Source organism: Vagococcus sp. QWL-13 (assembly GCF_058683555.1).
This window is the reverse complement of the sequence record NZ_CM178746.1, coordinates 295,831-317,596: the sequence shown is the minus strand read 5'-3', so window position 1 is coordinate 317,596 and position 21,766 is coordinate 295,831. Positions and strand designations below refer to the sequence as shown.

Genomic DNA, 21,766 nt, shown 5'->3' with positions numbered 1-21,766 from the left:
CTACTTCTTTACCAACCCACTATATCGTTACGCCCCTCCATAACGACTACCTAGCGAAGATAAATATCTAGGGTAGCGTTATGTCAGATATACAATGCCTAACGATTAAATCGTTAATGTTAAAGGATCATCAAAAACAAAAAAACCGCATCATTTATGATACGGTTCTCCTTTCATAATCCTAAATCCTCGATAGATTTGTTCACTTAATACTAAACGGATCAGCTGATGGGGTAAGGTGATATTGCCAAAGGACAACTGTTCATTGCTGCGCCGGATTACCTCATCTGATAGCCCCAAAGACCCCCCTATAACAAACACCAGACTGCTTTTACCGTGCAACATCGCTTGTGACATACTTTGAGCAATCTCTTCAGAAGAAATTTTTTTCCCCTGAATAACCAAACTATACACATAATCTGTTTCTTTAATCTTACTTAAAATTCTGGCTCCTTCTTTCTCTTTCACAGCAATCATCTCATTACTGCTCAAATTTTCCGGAGCCTGCTCATCAGCCACCTCAATGATGTTGAAATTTGTATACTTCCCTAGACGCTTAGCATACTCTGATATCCCTTGTTTTAAATACTTCTCTTTTAATTTTCCCACTGCAATAATAGTAACCTTCAATTTTAAAATCCTCTCACGAAATTTTACATGATTCAGTTTAGCACAGCAAAAACAAGTTATCCACACTTATCCACAGCTTTATACACATTTACATAAAAAACATCTTGTCACATCCTTGATTTTATCTTTTTTAGGGGAAAAATTTATCCACAATTCACAAAACAGACGTTCTGTGGATAACTTCTGTGGATACTGTGGATGACTTATCCCATCTTATTCAATAGTTCATGCCTATTTTATCTAGAGATTTTCATAAAAAATTCAAACTATATGGTTAGACTTATATTTGTAATGTAAGTTATACTGAAGATAACGAATGGTAAGGGAGGATTGGTGTTTACACCACTGGCATGATAAAAAAAAATACACGTAATAATCAGTCTTTTATGAAAAGATTCGGTACAGGCCTTATCGGAGGCGTTATAGGAGGAATGTTAACTTTCGGCGGCGCCTATGTGATTTTAGAGCAAAATAATCCCGATACTACTTCTTCCACGACAGACTCTGCACAAAACACAACTACTAAGGTAAGCAATATTACTTACAATGTAAAAAGCGACACAACGAAAGCTGTAGAAAAAGCACAGGATGCTGTTGTATCAGTGATTAATTTGAGAAAAAAACAAGATCAAGTGAATCCTTTCGGTGGTCTTTTTGGAACAAATGATTCTGAAGCAGGTTCAGACGGAGAAAATTCTGGAGAGCTTGAGACTAATAGCGAGGGCAGCGGTGTGATTTATAAAAAAGAAGGAAATTATGCTTTTATCGTCACAAATAATCACGTCGTATCAGGTTCAGATGCACTGGAAGTTTTATTCAAAGACGGTACCACGGTGGAAGCCGAGCTGATAGGGAGCGATACTTTTACCGACTTGGCAGTTCTTAAAATCAGCAGTGACAAAGTGACAACCGTAGCAGAGTTTGGCAACTCCGATAATATCAACGTGGGAGAGCCTGCCATCGCTATCGGCTCACCTTTAGGGACAGAATATGCCAGCTCAGTCACTCAAGGAATTATCTCTGCCAAGGACAGGTCTATCACAAACAAAAACGAAGGAGAGCTCATCAGCATCAATGCGATTCAAACGGATGCCGCAATCAACCCCGGCAACTCCGGTGGGGCTTTAGTGAATGCTGCCGGTCAGGTCATCGGCATCAACTCCGTCAAAATCGCCTCATCCGGCAACGGGATTTCCGCGGAAGGTATGGGCTTTGCGATTCCAAGCAACGATGTCGTGGATATCATCAACCAACTGGAAAAAGACGGCAAAGTTACTCGTCCGGCGTTGGGAATCAGCATGTACGATTTGGCAACCATCAGTTCAGACCAGCGCGAGAAAATTTTGAACTTGAAAAAAGATGTGACTAGCGGTGTAGTCATACTTGGTGTCACTCCTGCCACACCCGCAGAAAAAGCCGGACTGGAAAAATATGATGTCATCGTAGAAATGGACGGGGAAGCTATTGAGTCTTCCTCAGATTTACAATCCATCCTCTACAAAAAACAAGTAGGCGACAAAATAAGCATCACATTTTACAGAGGCAGCGAGAAAAAAACTGTTGAGACAGAATTGTCCATCGACCAGTCGGCTCTCAAGTCTAATGAATAAAAAATCAGGTTGAGCAGTAAATGATTTTAAATCCGAAAGAGAAAAATGTGTAAATTAAAACTCCCATGAAATCAATTTTTTAAATCATTGATTTCATGGGAGTTTCTTTATTGAAAGACTTTTAATTCAGACTCTTTCCTATAATTTACTCAAGCTGAACCCGCGCCCCATAACTTCACTTGCCGGCATGACCACAACAAATGCGTGAGAGTCTAGGGCAAGAACTTCTTCTTTTAATGTGTGGAACTCTTTTTCCGGCAACACACACATCAACATCGTTTTTTTATTTTGGTCAAATCCGCCTTCTACTTGGAACTTGGTCAGACCGCGATCCATTTTATTTACAATCATCTCAGTGATTTCTTTTGGATATTGGGAGATGATCATCACATTTTTGGAACGGTTGAAACTCATTTGAACCAAGTCCACCACCCGTCCGATAATAAATAATGTTATCAAAGAATACATCACTTGTTCTACATCAAAGGCTAACAGTGCTAAGAGAATGACTATGCCATCAACGATAGACACACTCAAACCCAATGGGATTTTAAAATAAACATTTACTATTTGTGAAAGGATTGCTGTTCCGCCAGTAGAAGCATTTCCTTTAAAAACCAGACCTAACCCTATGCCCGTCATGACACCGCCAAAAACAGCGGCAAGCAACAAATTAGAAGTCAACACAGGCACATCCTGAACTAGCCAAGCAAAAAAAGGGAAAATAAGACTGCCGTAAATTGTTTTCATTCCCACTTCCCTTCCTAACAGCCAAAAACAAAGAATCAGAAGGGGCAGATTTATGGCGTACAACACAACAAATGAAGGGATTTTAAACATATAACTTACGATAATACTGATCCCCGTAGCGCCTCCGGCAACTATATTGTTGGGTTCCATAAATGCATGCATGGACAAGGCCAAAATAAGTGCACCTATTGTCACAAACCCGAAAGATTTTATTTTTTCAAAATTATTTCGTATCACTCATTGATTCCTCCTAGAGAATAAAATGCACCGGAAAAATTTATTCCACGTATAATATTCAGTATAAATAATCCCCACAATCACTGTCAACTAGGCTAAAATGCAAAAAACTCTTGCTTTCCCTGCATATTTATGAGATTATAATTAATAAAATTAAATATAGATGAGGATTTTTTCGTTCTATACTTTGATTTTATTTACAAAAGTTTTCCCCTATGTATGGAGTAGTAGAGTTTCATCGTCTCTACTGCTCTCTTTTTGTGTCAGAATAAAAAGTACGTATGATGATCAGATGAGGACTTAGCACGGATTGACTTAGACCAACACTAGATACCAAAAAATATTTTTCAGCATTTGTCATAAACCTACGATAAATTAATTTTATCTCATAATTATCATCAGTTTCTTTCCTACCAATTGATTAGAAAAAAATCAGGCTTTAGGACCACTACAAAATTAATTTCTTTTGCTAAACTTAATGTATAAAGAAAGTTTAATGGAGGTCTAAAAAATGAGAAATCAATCTTCTGTACATAATTTATTTGCCATCGTCGGATTCATCGTTATTGCGGCCATTGGTTTGTCCTTGCTGAGCGGAATCTTGGCCTTTGCAATCAAAATCCTGATTCCTGTTGCAATCATCGTCTTTTTGGTACGTTTCATCTCAAATCCTGATAAAAATAATCGTTATAAATATTGATAGGCTTCCTGATTTTTTGCAGTTTATCAATAACCATTGTTTCGTCAAGGGACTGGAACAAATAAACCGATGCGAAAGGGGGACTCCCCTTTTTCACAAATTAAACTAAGAAACTATCATTTTGAACAATACAAAAAGCAGTTAAGCTGTGACGGCTCAACTGCTTTTTTGCTTTTAGCCTAAAGCCACATCCAACACCATCATAATAATAAATCCCACCATCACACCAAAAACACCGTAGTGGGCACCTTTCGTCGTAGTCTGCTGTGCCTCAGGTATCAATTCCTCCACCACCACATAAATCATCGCTCCTGCTGCAAAAGCCAATGCATAGGGTAAAATAAAGGTCATTCTAGTAACTAAAATCGCCCCTAAAACCCCTGCAATCGGTTCCACCAATCCTGAAGCTTGACCGTAAACAAATGATTTCCAACGGCTGAGTCCTTCCTGTCTCAGAGGAATGGAGACTGCGGCCCCTTCCGGAAAATTCTGAATACCAATTCCGATAGCAACAGCCAACGCTCCCATGACTGCCTGTACAGGATTAGAAGCCTGTGTTGCCGCACCAAAAGCCACTCCTACTGCCAGTCCTTCAGGAATATTATGCAAAGTGATTGAGAAAACCAATAAGACCGTCCTCTTCAGATGACTCGGCATTCCTTCTCGTTGGTGATTGGGACCAAAATGCATATGGGGAATTAACTTGTCAGCGATATACAAAAACAAACCGCCCGCCGCAAAGCCGATCCCGGCTACTAACCAAGGGATATCACCATTTTCTCTTGCTTGTGCGATTGCCGGATCTAACAACGACCAAAAACTTGCAGCAATCATCACACCAGAAGCAAATCCCAGCATCAGATTTAAAATATCTTTTTTGATGTCTTTAAAGAAAAATACAAGGCCTGCTCCTAAAGCAGTCATACCATATGTAAACAATGTGCCTAACAGCGCTTGCTGCCATGGCAGCAGACCTATAAACCAATCTATCACTACACTAGCCTCCCGTCTAAATATTGTCCTCTCATATAAATAGTAACACATCTCACGAAATCCAACAATTTTTTTAGACATGCCAAAATTTTTTTAATAAATTTAAGGGAGATACTAGTTTTCATACAGAGACGGGCTTTTTTAACGTGTCAAAACAGATAAAATATCCCTAAATCAGGCCCGGCGAGGAGTCGGCACAAACAATTGGGGTCTGATTTTATAGACAACGAGAAGCACAACGACAACGTAAACTGCATTTGCCACACCGCTGGTCCCATTGATGAGCAAAGAATACACATAGGGGCTCATGTTTTTTGGCGCATAACTTCCCCAAACGGCAACCCCGGCACAGAAATGCCAAAAAAATCTTGCCAAGGCAGCTGAAGCACCGCCAAGAATGATCATTGTGTGGACAGTCTTATCATTATCGGACATGATTCCAGCTTGCAATTTCTTCGCAACAATGCCCCCAAGACCGCCGAAAGCAAATGCGAACGGATATTCAAAAATGATTTGAGGCACACTCAGGAAATATTTCATCGCTCCCCCTGAAACGATTGCCAGCAATCCCCAAAGAAAACCGGAAGTCATTCCTGGTGCGAGTCCTCTGCGAAATGAATACAGCACCAGCGGCACCAAACCCAAAGATAAATCAAAAAATCCGATATTAGCCGGAACTAACGTCAAAACCATCCCCATGGCAGCGATGATTGTCCCTTCCAACCAGACACTCAAATTTCTTGTGTGACTCACTTGATTGTTCATAAAAAAATCCTCCTTCATTTAGTATAGAAATTAACCATACAACGAAAGGAGGAGTAGCAAGTCAATAAGATGATAGTTGCAACTCTATCACAATCCCTACGCAAGTCTTAACTTAGTCAGGTTAGAGGGTATAATCTCAGCTTTTTACGGCACCCCTTTGTGATGGTAAGTTCTATTTAATTTTTTTACAGTCATATTGTACCATAATTCCCGCCGACAACCAAAAATATGATTTCTGTCATCAGAGTTTCCTATCATCCTGACCGTCAGTTGGCTTTAGAATGTCCCTTTTACCAAAGATGATATGCTTTAAATATAGATGATTAGATTTTACAAGATAAACATCGCCACACGAACAATCAGACTTTAGCACCATGTTTCAACAAAAATAATTCAAATAATAATTCTTTATCCATCTGTCCTGTTTTAAATTTTAAATCATTTTCCACAAGTTCATCAAAAATACTGCCCAGCTCCTTGAGTTGATATCTGCGGACTTGTCCTGTAGCCAGCTTGATACGATAAGGGTGGATTTTCAGCACATCGACCATATTGCTCTGCTGGTAACCCATGGTCAACATTATTTTTACTTGGATCAGTAAACGGAAATGCTGCATTAAAATAGCATTTAATTTGATGCTGTCTTCGCCGGATAGTAATAATTCCCGGTAGAGGGTCAAAGCTTTGTTCGGTCTTTTATTCATCACAAACTCCACCAGTTCAAAGACGTTTTGTTCCAGAGATTTGGGCACCAGACTCTCCACTATCGGTTTCGTTATTTTTTTATCATCTGACGTATATAAAAATAACTTTTCCAGTTCACCCATGATTTTTGATAAGTCCATGTTTGACAATTGGAACAAGGCTTCCAGCGCCTCCGGGGTTATGCTGTAATCCATGTCACGGATAGCGTGGCTAATATACTGCCGCGTTTCTTTTTCCTTCATGGTATGTGCAGCAATCGAAACAGCTTTGTTTTTCAACTCTTTCACTATTTTCTTCCTGTTATCCAACTTATCATAAGGCGCATAGATTACCAAAACAGTGGTTTCCAAAGGGTGCTGCAAATATTCAATCAGCTCCTCCACATCGTGTACCACACCGCCTTTGCCCCGTTCTCCCGTTAAGAAATAAGGATTGTCAATCTGGACCAGCCGTCTCTCTCCAAAAAAAGGCAGCGTGCGAGCTTCATCCAAGGCTAGAGCCAGCGGGGTAGTCTCCATATCAAAGCGAATGGCATTCATTTCATCGTCTTGATCTTCCAACACCTGTTCCCTTAAAGTCTTTTTAAACATATCGCTCAAGTATTGCTCAGTTCCTGTCACTAGATAAACTGATGAAATATTTCCCTTACGAATTTTGGCTAATTCATTTTGTAAAGTCATGTCCATATCCTTCCGTTCTGTTCTCTCTTTGTCAATTTTAGCATTTTTTTGTGAAAAAAGCTTAAAAAGGAAGAACCTTAGTACTTTATTCTATAAACCAGACTCAGGATTGATTTTTCTGATTTTGCTTAATGATTGCCCCCAAAGACGCCACTGATAGTACACCATGCCGGAGTCATCGGTCCTGAAGGTTTCAACTTTATTTTCTTGTAGTAGTTCAAGGACTTCTTCATGGGGATGTCCAAAACGATTTTCCCGTCCGCAGGAAATAATTGCTGTTTGAGGACTCAAAGTGCGGACAAACTCCGCTGTGGATGACGTGCGGCTGCCATGATGGCCTACTTTTAAAACATCGGTCTGTAAGTCAGGGAAAGTTTGAATCAGCTCCCGTTCCCCCTCTGCTTCTAGGTCTCCAGTAAATAAAAAGCTCGTACCTTTAATGACCGTCCGCAACACTAAAGAGTGATTATTGTCGCCCTCTCCTGATTTTTGCGGGTAAAGCAGGTCAAAGGTCAAATCTCCAATTTTCAGTTGCCGGGGTCCCAGAGCGGGTACCAGCTTCGTAGTTCTTTTTAAATTTTTCACTTCCGTCAGAAAACTTTGACTTTTTTCAAGTCCCTTGCCAAAAACGAGATGAAGGATGGGGATTTCTTCCGCCAGTTCAGCTAAATCTCCAATATGGTCTTCGTCGCCATGACTGGCAAAAAATAAATCAATCTGAGAGATTCCCCGACTTTTTAAAAAAGGAATGACTGTATAAGATGCCCCTGCACGACTTATTTCTTTTTCCTGCCATTTCTCAACGGAAAAGTTTAATCTTCCCCCTGTGTCGATTACAACTACTTTCCCATGGAATGGTTCCTGTATGACAATGCTGTCTCCTTGCCCCACATCCACAAAAGCAACAATGCCATCAAACTTCAAAAATTTCTGTCCGCCCAAAAGCAATATCAAAAGAAACAGAAACCGCCAGCTTTTTTTACTGCTTTCTGGAAAGTAATGCAGCGCCGTTCCCAATAAAAATAATAATACACAGCACAAAAGCCATGAATAAGTCCCAGTTGTTATTTGAGTGAAGCGCCACTCCCCCAGAAACAACAGAGCTTGATGGAACTTCTGCAATAGCCCTTCAAACCAGTGAAGCAAAAATATATCAGGGAACAGGACCCCTAAAAAAATACAACACATCAAGGCTGGCAACAGGAACCATTGAAAGAAAGGTAAAAGAACAAAGGATAAAGCTAAGCTCAACAGGTTCCATTCAAAAAAATAAAAACTTGTTAACGGCAAAGAACATAACGTCAGTAAAAGAGAAAACATCAGCTGCCGCTGCCATAAAACAGTAAATAACTTAAGGTACGGCTGGAGATAAAGGATACATAAAGACATGCCGAAAGAAAACTGCCCGCCTATACTGAAAACAGCAGAAGGTGAAAACAGCAAACTGGCCAACAAGGTCAAACTCCAAGAGTCAAGAGCAGACAGGTGCCATCGGAAGCGCAGATTGCTACTCTGAATCACAAGAAGCAAAACCGCCCTTAACACACTGATAGTTTGCCCCGCTAAAACATAAACAAAAAACAGAAGCAGCAGTTCCAGCCAAAAAATAGTTTCTAAAGTTATATCCAACCTTCTGAACACATAACGAAAAATAGAAATAAATGAAGAAATGTGCATCCCTGAGATACTAAAAAAATACAACACTCCCAGCCCTTCAAACACCTCTTTTTCTTGCTGAAATCCTGTATCCTTGATACCAAGGAACAAACTTTTCAGATAGGATGCGGTAAATTTTGGGAAAGTCTGGTCGATCTGCAAGGACAACTTCCGTCGAATAAACTCTATCATTTTGACGGGATGTTTAGGGATACTTTCTTCGATGACCTTTACGTCTTCCACCGTTACTATTTTATTAATATTTTTCCCTGCTAAATACTTGCGCTGATCAAAGCCATTCAGATTGCGTACCGTGTCCGGCAATCCTTCCGTTCCTGTAACAGTTAAAACAACAGGGGTACTTTGGTACTGCCACCAATTTTTTTCCTCTTGATTTGTCAAAACATATTCAAAAAGCTTTGGCTCAGAAGTTTTCTGCTCCGTACCGGTAAACCTGAGAAAGTTCCCATTGATTTGACAATCATTGAAATCGACTTCTACTGTCTGTTGATAGCTGGCGGGGCTTTGTGCTACCGGAAAAGGCATCTGTCTTCCCTGCCAAATAAAAAAAGCGGCACCAAACAGCACAACAAAAAGAGAGTAACCTATCATTACTCTCTGTCTGGTAAAAATCAATCGCAGGCATACAAATAAACAAAATAAAACACTGGGAAAATTACGGTAGAAAAAAACCGCATAAATACTTAAAAGACTGAGTGCTGGAAAGACCCAATAATTCTGCAGACTCTTGATTTGATTACTCTTCTGTAAATAGCTCTCCGCCGGACTCTTGCTGAAATTTTTCATTTCCAAAATTTAATTCGGCAAAATATTTTTTTGACAACTGGACCTGATGAATCTCCACCTTGGTTTGCTTCAACAACCCCATAACATAATCATCGTTACGGTAGTTTGTTAAATAATGGATTTTACGAATGCCCGCCTGTAAAATCATCTTAGTACACTGAAGACAAGGAAAATGTGTCACATAGATTTCGGCACCTTCAGTAGGCACACCAAATTTAGCACACTGTAAAATGGCATTCATCTCAGCGTGAATCGTCCTCACGCAGTGACCGTCCACCACATAACACCCTTCATCAATACAATGGACATCTCCGCTGACAGAGCCGTTATACCCGCCGGCAATGATGCGTTTATCACGAACTATCGTCGCCCCCACAGCTAATCTGCTGCAAGTACTCCTCAAAGACAACAACACACTTTGAGCCATAAAATATTGGTCCCATGGGATTCTTTCAAAGCTCACTGCTTTCCCTCCTGATTAGTCATTCTCTAATCAATTGTAATCGATTCCCGTAAACTGTCAAAGGTTTTTTCACCGATTCCTTTCACTTTTTTTAAATCCTCCAATGTTTGAAACGAACCATGTGCTTCTCTGTATTGAATGATTGCTTCTGCTTTTTTCTCTCCGATACCGTTCAAAGTCTGCAACTCCGCCGCATCTGAACGATTGATATTGACTTTGTCTTTCTTTTCCGAACCAGCTGCTGTGAATGATGACTGAGAAAAAGCTGTCCTTTGTTCTTCTCCCTTTTCAGGCACATAGACCACCATTTGATCTGTTAACAGTTGTGCCAGATTAACTTGATTCTGATCGGCAGTATCAGTGAAGCCGCCGGCAAATGAAATCGCATCTTGAACTCTCATATTAGAAGAAAACTCATACATGCCAGGATGATTAACGGCCCCTTTAACGTCTATGTATTTTATTTCCATTGATTGACTGGTTTTGGTTTCTTCCTGAGCAATCTGTTCTGTCGAAAAAAGTGTCTGATTCTCAGCTTCTATTTCTTTTTCACGAGAATTTAAACTTCTAAACAAAATCACCAGCAGAAAAACACTTAAAAAAATCAACAGAAAGGTCTTGAAATTCAAATAATCCAGCCACATCTTCCCTTTTTTCAACAAGATCACCTCTCTTCATCATTAGAATTCGCAAAAAGAACTATTTTATTTTTCTTCCTTAGGGTATGATTGAGGCGAAAGAAAATTTATATTTTAGAGGTGATAGCTATGCGTGATTATCCAATCGAAATACCAGAAATAATGACAGCCTTAAGACTTGACCTTATTAAAGTGCCCCCCGTCATCAGATATTGCAGCGGCATACGTATTTTCGGCAGAAGGATTAAATCTATCGTCTATACGACAGATATTGCAATCATTCGTAATATCGATGCTGATGCTGCGATTGCTGTCTATCCCTTCAGTCCCCATCCTACTATTACCAAAAGTATTACAGAAGCCGCGGATATTCCTGTGTTTTGCGGTGTAGGCGGCGGGACAACTCAAGGCAAACGTTCTGTTCAAATGAGTATTTTTGCCGAAGCTCAAGGAGCCATAGGGGTCGTCGTTAATTCCCCCACACCTAAAGAAACTATCAATGATATTTATAAAACAGTTGACATCCCTATTGTGGCCACTGTCACGTCTGTCTATTCAAATGTGGCGGAAAAAATTGAAGCGGGGGCTAAAATTTTAAATGTCAGCGGAGGGAAAGATACAGCGGAAGTCGTTAGAAATATTCGAAAAGAATTCCCAAAATTTCCCATTATCGCTACCGGCGGACCTACGGACGAGTCAATCATGGAAACTATCCAAGCAGGGGCCAATGCCATCACTTACACACCGCCAAGTAATGGTGAGTTGTTCAGTCGTAAAATGGAAATTTACCGGGAAAAGGAAAAACAGCGCTCTTTAGAAAATGAAGAATAGACGTGGTATCTTGGGAAGATGCCTGAAAAATTAAATTTTTTGGAGTAGTGAAATCTGCTCTGAAAATATTTTATGCGGTCATTATTAATTCGAAATCATATTTCCATAAGAATCGGCCTCGCAAAAGTTAGACCAAAACTAACTTTTGCGAGGCCGATATATTTAGATGGGCAGATTTTTATTTGAACTTTTTCAACACTTCTGTTTTATCCTTTTATGTCAGCGACTGACAATCCCCTATGAGGTTAAACTTGTTCATACTTTGCCGAAGATATTTAACAACATCTGATGAGCACTTTTATAACTGTTTTTTTGGAATCAAAGCTGATATCTTTATTTATTCATATTTTTTCTTCTGCTGAAATATATCAGCAAACTTAAAGCAACTATCGCGACTCCAATCAGTATTCCAAACCGCGCTTTTTCTTCTCCAGTTTTCGGTAAGATCCAGTCTTTCTTAATAGACGGTTTAGCAGACTTGAGAGTGTTGGTCACGGCGATATTTCCTGTACTATCATCTGTGATACTTTCTTTGTAGCCAGCAGGGACATCGACTTCAGCGACTGTGTATTCGATTTTCTCGCCTTTTTCGTTTTTGCCATCTAATTCTTCCCAAGTATATTTCCAATCGTTAGCGTCATTAAGGACTACTTCCTTGCCAATTCTCTCCCCATTGGCCAACAATTGAACTTTAACGCTCTCAGGGCGAAGTCCAGCACGATCGTTTTGATCTTCCCAATACTTGGTCACACTGATATTAATTTTGTCCGGAATGTAACTGTTGATGAGATTATAACCTGCAATTTTTGTGGTATAACCTGCAACAGCTTCTTCTGTAATTGTGTAGGCAACTTCCTTTCCTTTAACATATTTCGGCAAATTGGTAAATTGATACGCCCATCCTGTCTTCGCAGTGACTTTTTGATTGAGAATTACTTTACCATCTGCCAGCAGATTAACCGTAATACTTTCAGGTCGGTCTTTAGCCTTGTCTTCGTTATCCTCCCAAATTTTTTCTCCTCGGATCGTTATCATTTCAGGTGTATGACGGTTGGTTAAAACAATCACCCCGTCCACCACTTCACTGGTGCTCTTGTAACCCGTAGGCACTCCGGTTTCCTTCACTGTATATGTGATGGCTTTGCCATTTTCTTTCTCCGGCAAATCTTTCCACGTGTGGCTCCAATGGTTCGTCTCGTCTAGCGTAATCTCTGCTCCAACGGCTTTATCATCGCCATACAATTGGACCCGGATATTTTTTGGACGAAAGCCGTCCTGATTATCTCCGTCTTCCCAAACTTTTTGTGTACGGATGGTGGTTACAGCCGGTGTATGGCGGTTGGTTAAAACAATGACTCCATCTACCACTTCACTGGTGCTCTTATAACCCGTAGGCACTCCTGTTTCCTTCACTGTATACGTGATGGCGTTGCCATTTTCTTTCTCCGGCAAATCTTTCCACGTGTGACTCCAGTTGTTCGTCTCGTCTAGTGTAATCTCTGCTCCGACAGCTTGATCATCGCCATACAATTGGACCCGGATATTTTTTGGACGAAGGCCGTCCTGATTATCCCTGTCTTCCCAAACTTTTTTTACCGTTTTTTCTATTAAAGCAGGCTTGACAAAATTTTCAGCTTTAAAAGAAAATCCTTTAACGTTCGAAGAATTATTAATAGTGAATTCTCCATTATCAGGAGTGATTATTATCTCATCTGAATAGCCTTCCACTCCTTGGACTTCATCGATTTTATAGTTTCCATCATCTAATTTAGCAAACGTAACTTTTCCGTCCTCATCCGTCTTTCTCTGGATGGGCCCGTTGTCTCGCGGTGTATATTCTTCATGTTTTTCTTCGGTCTCATTCCACTTCAATAATCGGAAAACTACGTCAGGGATTTTGACTCCTGTGTCTCCATCTATTTTTGTGATTAAAACCGAACCAGCTTTGACAACATCCAAACCGCCCGTCGCCTGTGTGAATTCGACGACAATTTCATCGGTTTCATCTCCATCTTCTATCCACTTCAACAGTGCTTGATTTTTATAATCGCCAGTCTCACCCTCCACTGCCACATCAAAAGAAATACCTAGACCAACAATGTTTCCTTGTGAAGGCCCCTCAGTTCCGTAAATAAATTTCATTCTTTCAGCTTGTTCTTGGAGAATCACATCACTAGCTACAAGTCCGTCAAGATAGCTTTCAAAAGCTTCTTTCCCGCCAAATAAATCATAATATGTAATCCCGTTTCCAGGAACATCTCCCAAACTGACTAATAAAGTATTATCATGAACGCCATAGGCAACTTTTCCGTTTTCTTGCAGACGAGTATAAAATTCATCATAAGTCTCCCCTGTTTGCGGAATCATTTCTTCTGCTAATTTTCCCTTCACTAAATCAACTGTTGCAATAGCGTAATCCCCTAATTTTCCGTCTTTGGTTGATAGAAATACAGGGACGTTAATAGAAGGCTGATTTAGTAGCGATGTTTGAGGTGCCAGTTTATCAATGAACATCATTTGTTTCTTTTGGACCACTTGGACACCATTAAACATATTTCTGAGCTGATCCAAATTGAACGATGTGTTCCAATGAATGACATTTTGACCAGACCATTGAGTTCCTTCCTTATAGAAATCATCAAACCGTTCCGGCAATTCAGGAATATCTTTATGCCCTCCCGGTTCGCCGGGCTCTTCTCCTGGGTCAGGTCCTATGTCGATAATAATCGTCAAGTCTCCTTCTCTTTCAATTTCTATACCTTTTCCTTCTTTTATCAATCTCCCTTCGACTTCAAAAAAACCATTTTCTGCCCAGTCACTTGAGGCTACCAAATCATTAATCTCAACAGAAATTCTTCCGTCTTTTACTCTCCACACACCCATCTGTTCTCCTGAGCTGCTCATAAGATTCAGGTCATTCAGAGAATTAGGGATACGAATATAGTCTTGATTAGGTAAATCAATGTTGAAAAAATCACCGTCTCCCACACCGGACAAATCATCTATTCTGAAACGATAAACAAATTTTACTCTATCTCCAACGTTGAAATCCGGTAGCGGATCTTGGGCCACGCCGTTCACGATAACCGGAATGACCTCTGTGCCCCTGAGAATATGGAAATCATGCTTTTCTTTAACGATTCGGTCGGATATATCTGTAGCAGCGACTACTGTTGTCTCGGGAACAAATAAATTACTCAATCCAACACCTATCAAAACAAAACAAGCAATAATTTCAAATAATATCTTGAGTACTTTTTTCCCTTTCATGTTAATGTCTCCTTTGTTTTTCTTGGCTAGAGCGGCACCAATAGTCATTAGTTACAGTAAACAATCTTTCAAATACCTTTACTATGCACATGACAATACTATTTCGGGAAACATTCTGAATATTCTGAATATTCAACATAGACGATTTCATTGCTGGGGTTACTAGGAGAAGTCAATTCGGAATCGATACAAAATTATACATCTGACTACTATTATGAAAAGCTGAAGGGAAGTTTGAAGCAACCAAAAGGAAGAAGAAACTTTATGTGGGAAATTTTAAACTTAAGGACTTCTGTGATTTTTGAACAACTGAAGATGATTTGTATCTAAAATTAATCATTCAAGCAAGTCAGTGTTAAAAAAATTTATGACTTATTGTTTTCAATAAAATATTAAAATGGACTGTTCTCAAACTGGAAAGCATATACCTTTTATTCTCTTAAATAAGCTGAAATAGTTTGTTTTATTTTACAATAGACAAAAAACCATCCTATTATCTAACTTTAGTATAGCACAATATGCAATTGAATCGGTAGATAAATATATTCAAAAAGAGGCATTTGAAGGTTATAAGCCTTTGATTCGCTTCTTCAAGAAACTAACCAACATACAGATTCTTTTTAAGGTTTTTTCGCAAATCTAACTAAATAGTTTTTGTCAAATGATAAAAACCTTTCCGACTGCATACACAGACCGGAAAGGTTTTTTAGTCTCATTCAAAAAATGTTTAGTTAAAACGCTAGTCAATCTAATATTTTTTACACATAAAACAAATTCTTTGAAGAAAATATCGGGTCACACGTGAACTCTATACCTAGATTTCGTATGACTTGCTGATCGTCCTTATTCAACATTACCGTTGAGTGTGCCTGCGTCCCTTTCAATTTTTTCAACTTGTCATAAGCAAGCTGTGCGGTCGGGTTCGTTACAGCACTGATTGAAAGGGCAATTAAAATCTCCGCTGTATTCAAAGATGTGATCCGTCCTGACAACTCGTTAGCCTTCAGTTTTTGGATCGGCTCTAAAATATTCGGCGACAGCAGTAAAATTTCATCTCCAATATTCGCCAAAACTTTAATAGCATTCAAGATGGCCGAGGCGCTGGCATCCATCAATTCTGATCCTCTGCCTGACACGATTTGTCCATCCATCAACTCGATGGACATCACTGCCGGCGTAAATTCTTGATCCCAGTCCGCTCGATGTTTTAAACGTTCAGAATATTCTCTTGCAGGAGAAACGCAGTGACGGTTCTCTGGTCGCAGTTCTAACTCTTCCATCAAGATTTGAATGCGGTTCAGTGTTTCCAAATCCAGCAACCCTTTTTTAAAATCGCATTCCGTCGCAAAATAACGGCGGATGATTTCCTGTTTGGATGCTTCTTGTACCACCTCATCATCAATGATACCAAATCCCACCCGATTGACTCCCATGTCGGTGGGAGAATGAAATTCAGATTCTCGCCCGGTAATTCTTTCAATGATTCGCTTGATGATTGGGAAAGTTTCAATGTCCCGATTATAGTTCACAGCGATTTCTCCGTAATAGTCAAAGTGAAAAGAATCAATCATGTTCACGTCTTTCAAATCTACAGTCGCCGCTTCATAAGCAATATTGAGAGGATGTCTTAAAGGCACATTCCAAACTGGAAAAGTTTCAAATTTGGAGTATCCTCCTGCATTGCCATGACGACTTTCATGATACAGCTGGTTCAGGCAGGTGGCCAACTTGCCACTACCGGCGCCGGGACCTGTGACTACAACAATAGGTTTTGTTGTTGGGATATATGGATTTTTCCCAAAGCCTTCATCGCTGACGATTTTATCGACATTTACCGGATATCCGTCAATTTCCTCGTGTGTATAAACTTTGATTCCCCGTTGTTTCAATTTATTAATAAAAATTTTTGTTGTAGGCTGTCCGCTGTATCGGGTAATGACCACACTGTTGACTTCAAGTTCATAATCGCTCAATTCGTCAATCAGACGCATGATGTCCATATCATAGGTGATGCCATAGTCTCCGCGGATTTTATTACGTTCGATGTCTCCGGCAAAAACACAGATAATGATTTCAATTTGTTCCTTCAGTCTATGCAAAAGTTTGATTTTAGCATCTTGATCAAAGCCCGGCAATACTCGTTTGGCATGCATGTCCCCAATCAGCTTTCCGCCAAATTCAAGGTACAGCTTATCATAATGGTTCACACGTTCTAAAATATACTTTGATTGTTCCTCGATATACGTTTGTGGATCAAAACCGATTTTTTTCACAAGAAATTACCCCTCATTCATAAATTTAGCTCTTAAACCATCCCTTCAATCATATAAAAAAAATAGCTTATAGACAAGAAAAACTTCTGTCACTTTCAAAAACTATAATATAGAATGATCTGTCGTACGTTTTAATCACTTGTGTCTTTTAAACTTAATTTCTCTCCGCATACTTCAATGAGAGAATTTTTCTAAATCACTTGATAGATTTTTAAATTTACGCAGCAGAAAATCAAGCCTACCTGCAAAACATAAACCGACCTCCAAAATACTGCTTTTGAAGGTCGGTCTTTACCTTTATTTTATTTGCTGCCATATCCTTTTGGATGAGTGTTGTGCCATCTCCATGCAGTTTCCATGATTGTCTTGACATTCGTATGTTGCGGCTGCCAGCCTAAAACTTTTTGTGCTTTTTCCGAAGAAGCCACTAATATTGCTGGGTCCCCAGCACGGCGTTTCCCGATTTTTTCAGGAATCTCTTTTCCTGTAACTTCTCGGGCAACATCTATCATTTCTTTGACTGAAAAACCTTCACTGCTTCCAAGGTTGAAGACATTGCTTTCGTCGTGTTCCTTTAAATATTCCAAAGCAAGAATATGTGCATCGCACAAATCCACCACATGAACGTAATCCCGGATACATGTGCCATCGGGCGTGTCGTAATCATCGCCAAAGACAGTGATTTCTTCTCTCTGTCCTAAAGCTGTCTGTAAAATGATTGGTACCAAATGACTTTCAGGCGTATGGTCTTCACCGATTTTTGCTTCCAGTTGTGCCCCGGCCACATTGAAATATCTCAAAGCAACCGATTTGATACTATAAGCGACATCACACCAGTAAAGCATTTTCTCCATCATCAGCTTGCTCTCGCCGTAAGGACTCTTCGGAAGGGTTTTAGCTGTTTCTAATATTGGAATCTCTTCCGGTTCCCCATAAGTTGCCGCAGTCGATGAAAAGACGATGTATCTCACGTCAAACTCTTTCATGACTTCTAATGTAATTTGAGTGCCATAAACATTATTGTTGAAATATTTTAAGGGGTGCTCCACAGATTCACCTACCAAAGAGCTTGCAGCAAAGTGCACAACACCTTCAATCTGCTCTTTTGAAAACACCGACTGCATGAACTCCTTATCCCGAATATCTCCCTCATAAAAACGTGCTTCCTCATGAATTGCTTCCTTATGGCCAGTCAATAAATTATCGATGACGACAACGTCATACCCTTTTTTAATCAACTGATCCACCGCATGGGAACCAATATAGCCTGCACCGCCAAGCACTGCAATTGTCATAGATAAACTCCTCCTATATTTTAAAGGATAATTTCTTCCTTTATCATAAAACAATTTTAAGAAGATAACAAGACAATTAATAAATTTTTACTTTTTATTTAGTAAATATATTACTTTGATGTTTAATAAACTTTTCCCTTAATATTTCTCACGCAAAGATATCTCATTGACTATTCAAATTTTTCTTAAATTCCTCAAATATTTTCTGATTTAGGGTACGGACAGTCCCTTCAACCACTTTTACCACTTGGCGATCATAAGTCACTAGACCATTGATTTCTTCCTCCACGTCACTAAGTTGGGTATATACTGTCCCCGCTAATCCTTTTGAAATGGCAGGAAGAATTTCTTCCTCAAATAACTTAACATAGGCAGACGTAAATTTTTCTTTCGTGTCATACATTTTATAGCCGAACAATCGGTCCGACCCCATGTGTCCTTCCGTAGGGCAACTGTAACCTCCGAACTCGCTTAAAATCTGAATTCGATCGTGAGGATCAGTCTTCAGCCGATATTTTTTATAGTAAATATGGGGACTTTTAAAATCTCCGTCCCCTTGGTCGTGGTAACCGCTGACGTAATCAATTAGACGGGTTTTGTCCAGCTCACGGACTTTATCCCCAATTCGTGTACTGTCAAATTGCCCCCATCCTTCATTAAAAGGCACCCAAACAACCAATGAAACAGTATTTTTCAATAAATCTACCGTAGCTTCCAGCTCTTTTTCAAATTGACTGCGACTTGTGGCTGATTCACGTCCAAACCACTGATAGCGATGGTCTTTCACATGAATATTGACAAAAGGTAGATACTTGATCAGCCAATTGTTGTACTCTGGACCGCCGCCGCTGACAAAATCCTGCCACACCAGCATCCCCAACCTGTCGCAATGATAATACCAGCGCAAGGGTTCGATTTTGATATGCTTGCGCAGCATATTAAAACCCAGATTTTTCATTTTTTGAATATCCCAAACCATGGCATCGTCACTGGGAGGCGTATATAAACCGTCGCTCCAATATCCTTGATCCAATAAACCGTTGAAAAAAACCGGCTGGTTATTCAGCATAGGGACCGGCTGGCTTTTTTGATTTCTTCCCACAGAAAATTTGCGCATGCCAAAATAACTTTTGACTGAATCCTCATCAACGTTTATTTCTAAATCGTATAAATGCGGTGCATCAGGTGACCAAGGAATAAAATCAGGCAAATAAATCCAACTCTCATCGTTTGAAAGAGAACCTTCGTAAACAATCTCTGATTCTGATTTGATAATGACGCGGCCCGTTTCAAAAGGCTGACTGGTTTTGACTTTTATCCCAATTTGTGCGCCGTCAAAATTCGGCGTCAATCGCAAATCTTCTATGTAATTTTCCGGTACTGTCTCCAGCCAAACGGTTTGCCAAATACCGCTTTGAGGCGTGTACCAAATTTCTCCATGTTCCTGTTTTTGCTTCCCGAAAGCATATGTTGGATTGTCACTCAAATCAATCACTTTCACCAGCAACTCATTTTCTTCTTCCAGCATTTCTGTCACATCAAATGAAAATGGCCAGTAGCCGCCTTCATGTCTTCCCGCTAATTTTTGGTTGACAAAGACTTCACACAGCTGGTCTACCGCACCAAAATGCAGGATGACTTTCTCACTGGATTCTTTTTCAACTGTAAACTTGCGACGATACCAGAGAATGTCCTCTGGAGTTACCGACCGCTGAACTCCTGACAACAAAGATTCCGGGGAAAAAGGCACTAGGATATTTCCATCAAATTTTTCCGGCTGTCTTTCTGCTTGTGAGATACTGTATTCCCAAATACCATTCAAATTTTGCCAATTACTCCTGACTAATTGGGGCCGGGGATAATCGTCTAGAGGTATTTGTTCCGTTTTCGTTTTCTCCCCCCATGGTGTATATAAATCTATTGATTCCGTCATTTAATTTTCCCTTCCTTCCAAAAACTATTCATCAGCCAGCGGGCTACAAGTAAAAATATCAAAACGACAGCTGAGGCAAAAAAAATTGTCGGCACGGGTACTTCCTTGATTTCTCCCAGCTCCCGATATGTTTCGCCGCTGCCTTTGATAACGAAAGAACCGATATAAGGACCAAAAGCCATGGGAATCAAGACATTGAAAAACATTCGCACCCCTTGAAAATGCCCTGAGCGGTCCTTCGGTGTAAAGTCACGAACGATACCGTTGATACACGCCGTGGCAATCATATTACTGCCAACTGTCAACACTCCGACAAAAATAATCGGAAAAATGCTGCGGAAAACATATAATCCCAACAGACCGATAATCTCAAGCACAAGGGCGTAAGATAAAAATGTCAGCTTACCGAAATGATCGATCCACTTGCCGCTTAAAACACTCACAATACTGCTCAGTACTAAAATCACACCAAGAGGCAAAGCATAATTACTCCATCCCAAATACTTTTGCATATAAATAATCAGATAAGGCATGAACACTTGAGTACTGATACCTAACACGGCCAGCATACCCAAAGCAGCATATAACACACGGTTTTCTTTTACTATTTTCCATTTAAAACCATAAACAATGTTAGCAAGATAGGTAGTATCGGGACTGACTTGCGGCGGACGTTCGTCTATCACAAACATGCCTATGAGGCCCCCAATTATAATCATCACCCCGAAAACCAGAAAAAACAATTGCCAGCGGCCTGCTTGCGTCAGCCAGTCAAATCCACCAAAAATAATCAGCATCGCTGCTAGAGGCATCACTGCCAACACTGTTTCCACCCGTCCTCTTTGTCTGGCGGGGGTAATATCATTGATCCATGCATTAAAGGCAGCGTCATTGGCGGTGCTTCCAAAAAAAGTCATGATACAATCCATCACAATAACCAAAACAGCAGCCATTGTCACCGCATTGGCTGCCGGAAACAACAGTGCCACATTATTTACAGAAATAAATGCAAATGATAGGGTAGAAATTCCCCATAATATGTATCCGAGTACGATAAAACCTTTCCGACGGCCCAGTTTGTCTGTTAAAACCCCCATTAACAGCGTAGTGACAGTCGCCACCGCTGCACTGGCAAAAATCATATTGGCCAGCATTCGACTGTCGGTTGTGATGGTATTATACATAAACACATTGAAATACATATTCTCAATAGTCCACGCAAATTGACCAAATAAACCGAATATCAAAATAGCCAGCCAATTTCGCTTCGTTAATAATCTTTCAGTCATTCAACGACCTCTTTCTCCTGTTTCTTCATCTGAAATAATAGCTTTGTACTATCAGCACCTTCTATTTTAACATACTCGGTCAAAGGGTCTTCATGGTTTCTGTTAATTCCAGTGGTTAAGTACAGGCTGAAAAAAATAATTTCGTTAGACTTAGAAAATAATACTATCTAAATTTCAAGCGCCATAAATTACATGACTGACGGATCAAGGGTGCATCACCAGTCCTTTTTTCCAGACAAAA

General features: G+C 39.9%; 16 protein-coding genes and 1 riboswitch. Of the genes, 3 read left to right on the top strand and 13 right to left on the bottom strand.

Going from position 1 to position 21,766, the window contains the following annotated elements:
• Positions 1 to 150: 150 nt before the first annotated feature.
• A complete protein-coding gene (gene rlmH / locus AC4PHI_RS01620; RefSeq protein ID WP_492200588.1) occupies positions 151 to 630 on the bottom strand; it encodes a 23S rRNA (pseudouridine(1915)-N(3))-methyltransferase RlmH in 480 nt (159 codons plus the stop codon).
• A 350-nt stretch (positions 631 to 980) separates the two neighbouring features.
• Here rlmH and AC4PHI_RS01615 point away from each other — a divergent pair, with 350 nt between their 5' ends.
• A complete protein-coding gene (locus AC4PHI_RS01615) occupies positions 981 to 2,240 on the top strand; it encodes a S1C family serine protease (RefSeq protein ID WP_492200587.1) in 1,260 nt (419 codons plus the stop codon).
• 138 nt (positions 2,241 to 2,378) lie between these two features.
• Here AC4PHI_RS01615 and AC4PHI_RS01610 read toward each other — a convergent pair whose 3' ends face one another.
• A complete protein-coding gene (locus AC4PHI_RS01610; protein WP_492201511.1) occupies positions 2,379 to 3,224 on the bottom strand; it encodes a YitT family protein in 846 nt (281 codons plus the stop codon).
• Between the two features lie 514 nt (positions 3,225 to 3,738).
• On the opposite strand from AC4PHI_RS01610, the gene AC4PHI_RS01605 reads away from it, so the two are divergent.
• The gene (locus AC4PHI_RS01605; RefSeq protein ID WP_492200586.1) at positions 3,739 to 3,927 is read left to right on the top strand and encodes a hypothetical protein; all 189 of its coding nucleotides are present in this window, start codon (positions 3,739 to 3,741) and stop codon (positions 3,925 to 3,927) included.
• 174 nt (positions 3,928 to 4,101) lie between these two features.
• On the opposite strand, the gene AC4PHI_RS01600 is transcribed toward AC4PHI_RS01605, so the two are convergent.
• The 6 genes from AC4PHI_RS01600 to AC4PHI_RS01575 form a co-directional block, all read right to left on the bottom strand.
• Complete coding sequence (locus AC4PHI_RS01600; protein WP_492200585.1) at positions 4,102 to 4,920, bottom strand: ZIP family metal transporter; 819 nt, start codon at positions 4,918 to 4,920, stop codon at positions 4,102 to 4,104.
• A gap of 174 nt (positions 4,921 to 5,094) precedes the next feature.
• Entirely contained in the window at positions 5,095 to 5,673 is a 579-nt protein-coding gene (thiT, locus tag AC4PHI_RS01595) for an energy-coupled thiamine transporter ThiT (RefSeq protein WP_492201510.1), read from the bottom strand.
• A gap of 88 nt (positions 5,674 to 5,761) precedes the next feature.
• Positions 5,762 to 5,852, bottom strand: a riboswitch (TPP riboswitch).
• 192 nt (positions 5,853 to 6,044) lie between these two features.
• Positions 6,045 to 7,070 (bottom strand): DNA polymerase III subunit delta, encoded by a 1,026-nt coding sequence (gene holA / locus AC4PHI_RS01590; RefSeq protein WP_492200584.1) that lies wholly within the window; start codon positions 7,068 to 7,070, stop codon positions 6,045 to 6,047.
• Between the two features lie 90 nt (positions 7,071 to 7,160).
• Complete coding sequence (locus AC4PHI_RS01585; protein ID WP_492200583.1) at positions 7,161 to 9,272, bottom strand: DNA internalization-related competence protein ComEC/Rec2; 2,112 nt, start codon at positions 9,270 to 9,272, stop codon at positions 7,161 to 7,163.
• 211 nt (positions 9,273 to 9,483) lie between these two features.
• Positions 9,484 to 9,996: a ComE operon protein 2 gene (locus AC4PHI_RS01580; RefSeq protein ID WP_492200582.1), complete on the bottom strand. Its 513-nt coding sequence runs from the start codon at positions 9,994 to 9,996 to the stop codon at positions 9,484 to 9,486.
• A gap of 26 nt (positions 9,997 to 10,022) precedes the next feature.
• Complete coding sequence (locus tag AC4PHI_RS01575; protein ID WP_492200581.1) at positions 10,023 to 10,655, bottom strand: helix-hairpin-helix domain-containing protein; 633 nt, start codon at positions 10,653 to 10,655, stop codon at positions 10,023 to 10,025.
• Positions 10,656 to 10,763: 108 nt separating this feature from the next.
• Here AC4PHI_RS01575 and AC4PHI_RS01570 point away from each other — a divergent pair, with 108 nt between their 5' ends.
• A complete protein-coding gene (locus AC4PHI_RS01570) occupies positions 10,764 to 11,465 on the top strand; it encodes a beta/alpha barrel domain-containing protein (protein ID WP_492200580.1) in 702 nt (233 codons plus the stop codon).
• A gap of 333 nt (positions 11,466 to 11,798) precedes the next feature.
• Here the strand turns inward: AC4PHI_RS01570 and AC4PHI_RS01565 are convergent, their stop codons facing one another.
• The 5 genes from AC4PHI_RS01565 to AC4PHI_RS01545 form a co-directional block, all read right to left on the bottom strand.
• Complete coding sequence (locus AC4PHI_RS01565; RefSeq protein WP_492200579.1) at positions 11,799 to 14,735, bottom strand: Cna B-type domain-containing protein; 2,937 nt, start codon at positions 14,733 to 14,735, stop codon at positions 11,799 to 11,801.
• 758 nt (positions 14,736 to 15,493) lie between these two features.
• Positions 15,494 to 17,008 (bottom strand): DUF1846 domain-containing protein, encoded by a 1,515-nt coding sequence (locus AC4PHI_RS01560; RefSeq protein ID WP_492200578.1) that lies wholly within the window; start codon positions 17,006 to 17,008, stop codon positions 15,494 to 15,496.
• Between the two features lie 302 nt (positions 17,009 to 17,310).
• Positions 17,311 to 18,303, bottom strand: coding sequence for a UDP-glucose 4-epimerase GalE (gene galE / locus AC4PHI_RS01555; protein WP_492200577.1), 993 nt, complete (start codon positions 18,301 to 18,303; stop codon positions 17,311 to 17,313).
• A gap of 163 nt (positions 18,304 to 18,466) precedes the next feature.
• Complete coding sequence (locus tag AC4PHI_RS01550) at positions 18,467 to 20,236, bottom strand: glycoside hydrolase family 2 protein (protein ID WP_492200576.1); 1,770 nt, start codon at positions 20,234 to 20,236, stop codon at positions 18,467 to 18,469.
• Positions 20,233 to 21,525, bottom strand: a complete 1,293-nt coding sequence (locus AC4PHI_RS01545) for an MFS transporter (RefSeq protein WP_492200575.1) — start codon at positions 21,523 to 21,525, stop codon at positions 20,233 to 20,235. Before AC4PHI_RS01545 ends, AC4PHI_RS01550 begins: the two co-directional genes overlap by 4 nt.
• Positions 21,526 to 21,766: the final 241 nt, after the last annotated feature.

What these genes read in the sequence shown, in the direction of transcription:
- AC4PHI_RS01615 (WP_492200587.1), top strand. Translation starts at nt 981, where the DNA reads ATGATAAAAAAAAATACACGTAATAATCAGTCTTTTATGAAAAGATTC.
- AC4PHI_RS01605 (WP_492200586.1), top strand. Translation starts at nt 3,739, where the DNA reads ATGAGAAATCAATCTTCTGTACATAATTTATTTGCCATCGTCGGATTC.
- holA (WP_492200584.1), bottom strand. Translation starts at nt 7,070, where the DNA reads ATGACTTTACAAAATGAATTAGCCAAAATTCGTAAGGGAAATATTTCA.
- AC4PHI_RS01585 (WP_492200583.1), bottom strand. Translation starts at nt 9,272, where the DNA reads ATGCCTTTTCCGGTAGCACAAAGCCCCGCCAGCTATCAACAGACAGTA.
- AC4PHI_RS01570 (WP_492200580.1), top strand. Translation starts at nt 10,764, where the DNA reads ATGCGTGATTATCCAATCGAAATACCAGAAATAATGACAGCCTTAAGA.
- AC4PHI_RS01565 (WP_492200579.1), bottom strand. Translation starts at nt 14,735, where the DNA reads ATGAAAGGGAAAAAAGTACTCAAGATATTATTTGAAATTATTGCTTGT.
- galE (WP_492200577.1), bottom strand. Translation starts at nt 18,303, where the DNA reads ATGACAATTGCAGTGCTTGGCGGTGCAGGCTATATTGGTTCCCATGCG.
- AC4PHI_RS01550 (WP_492200576.1), bottom strand. Translation starts at nt 20,236, where the DNA reads ATGACGGAATCAATAGATTTATATACACCATGGGGGGAGAAAACGAAA.
- AC4PHI_RS01545 (WP_492200575.1), bottom strand. Translation starts at nt 21,525, where the DNA reads ATGACTGAAAGATTATTAACGAAGCGAAATTGGCTGGCTATTTTGATA.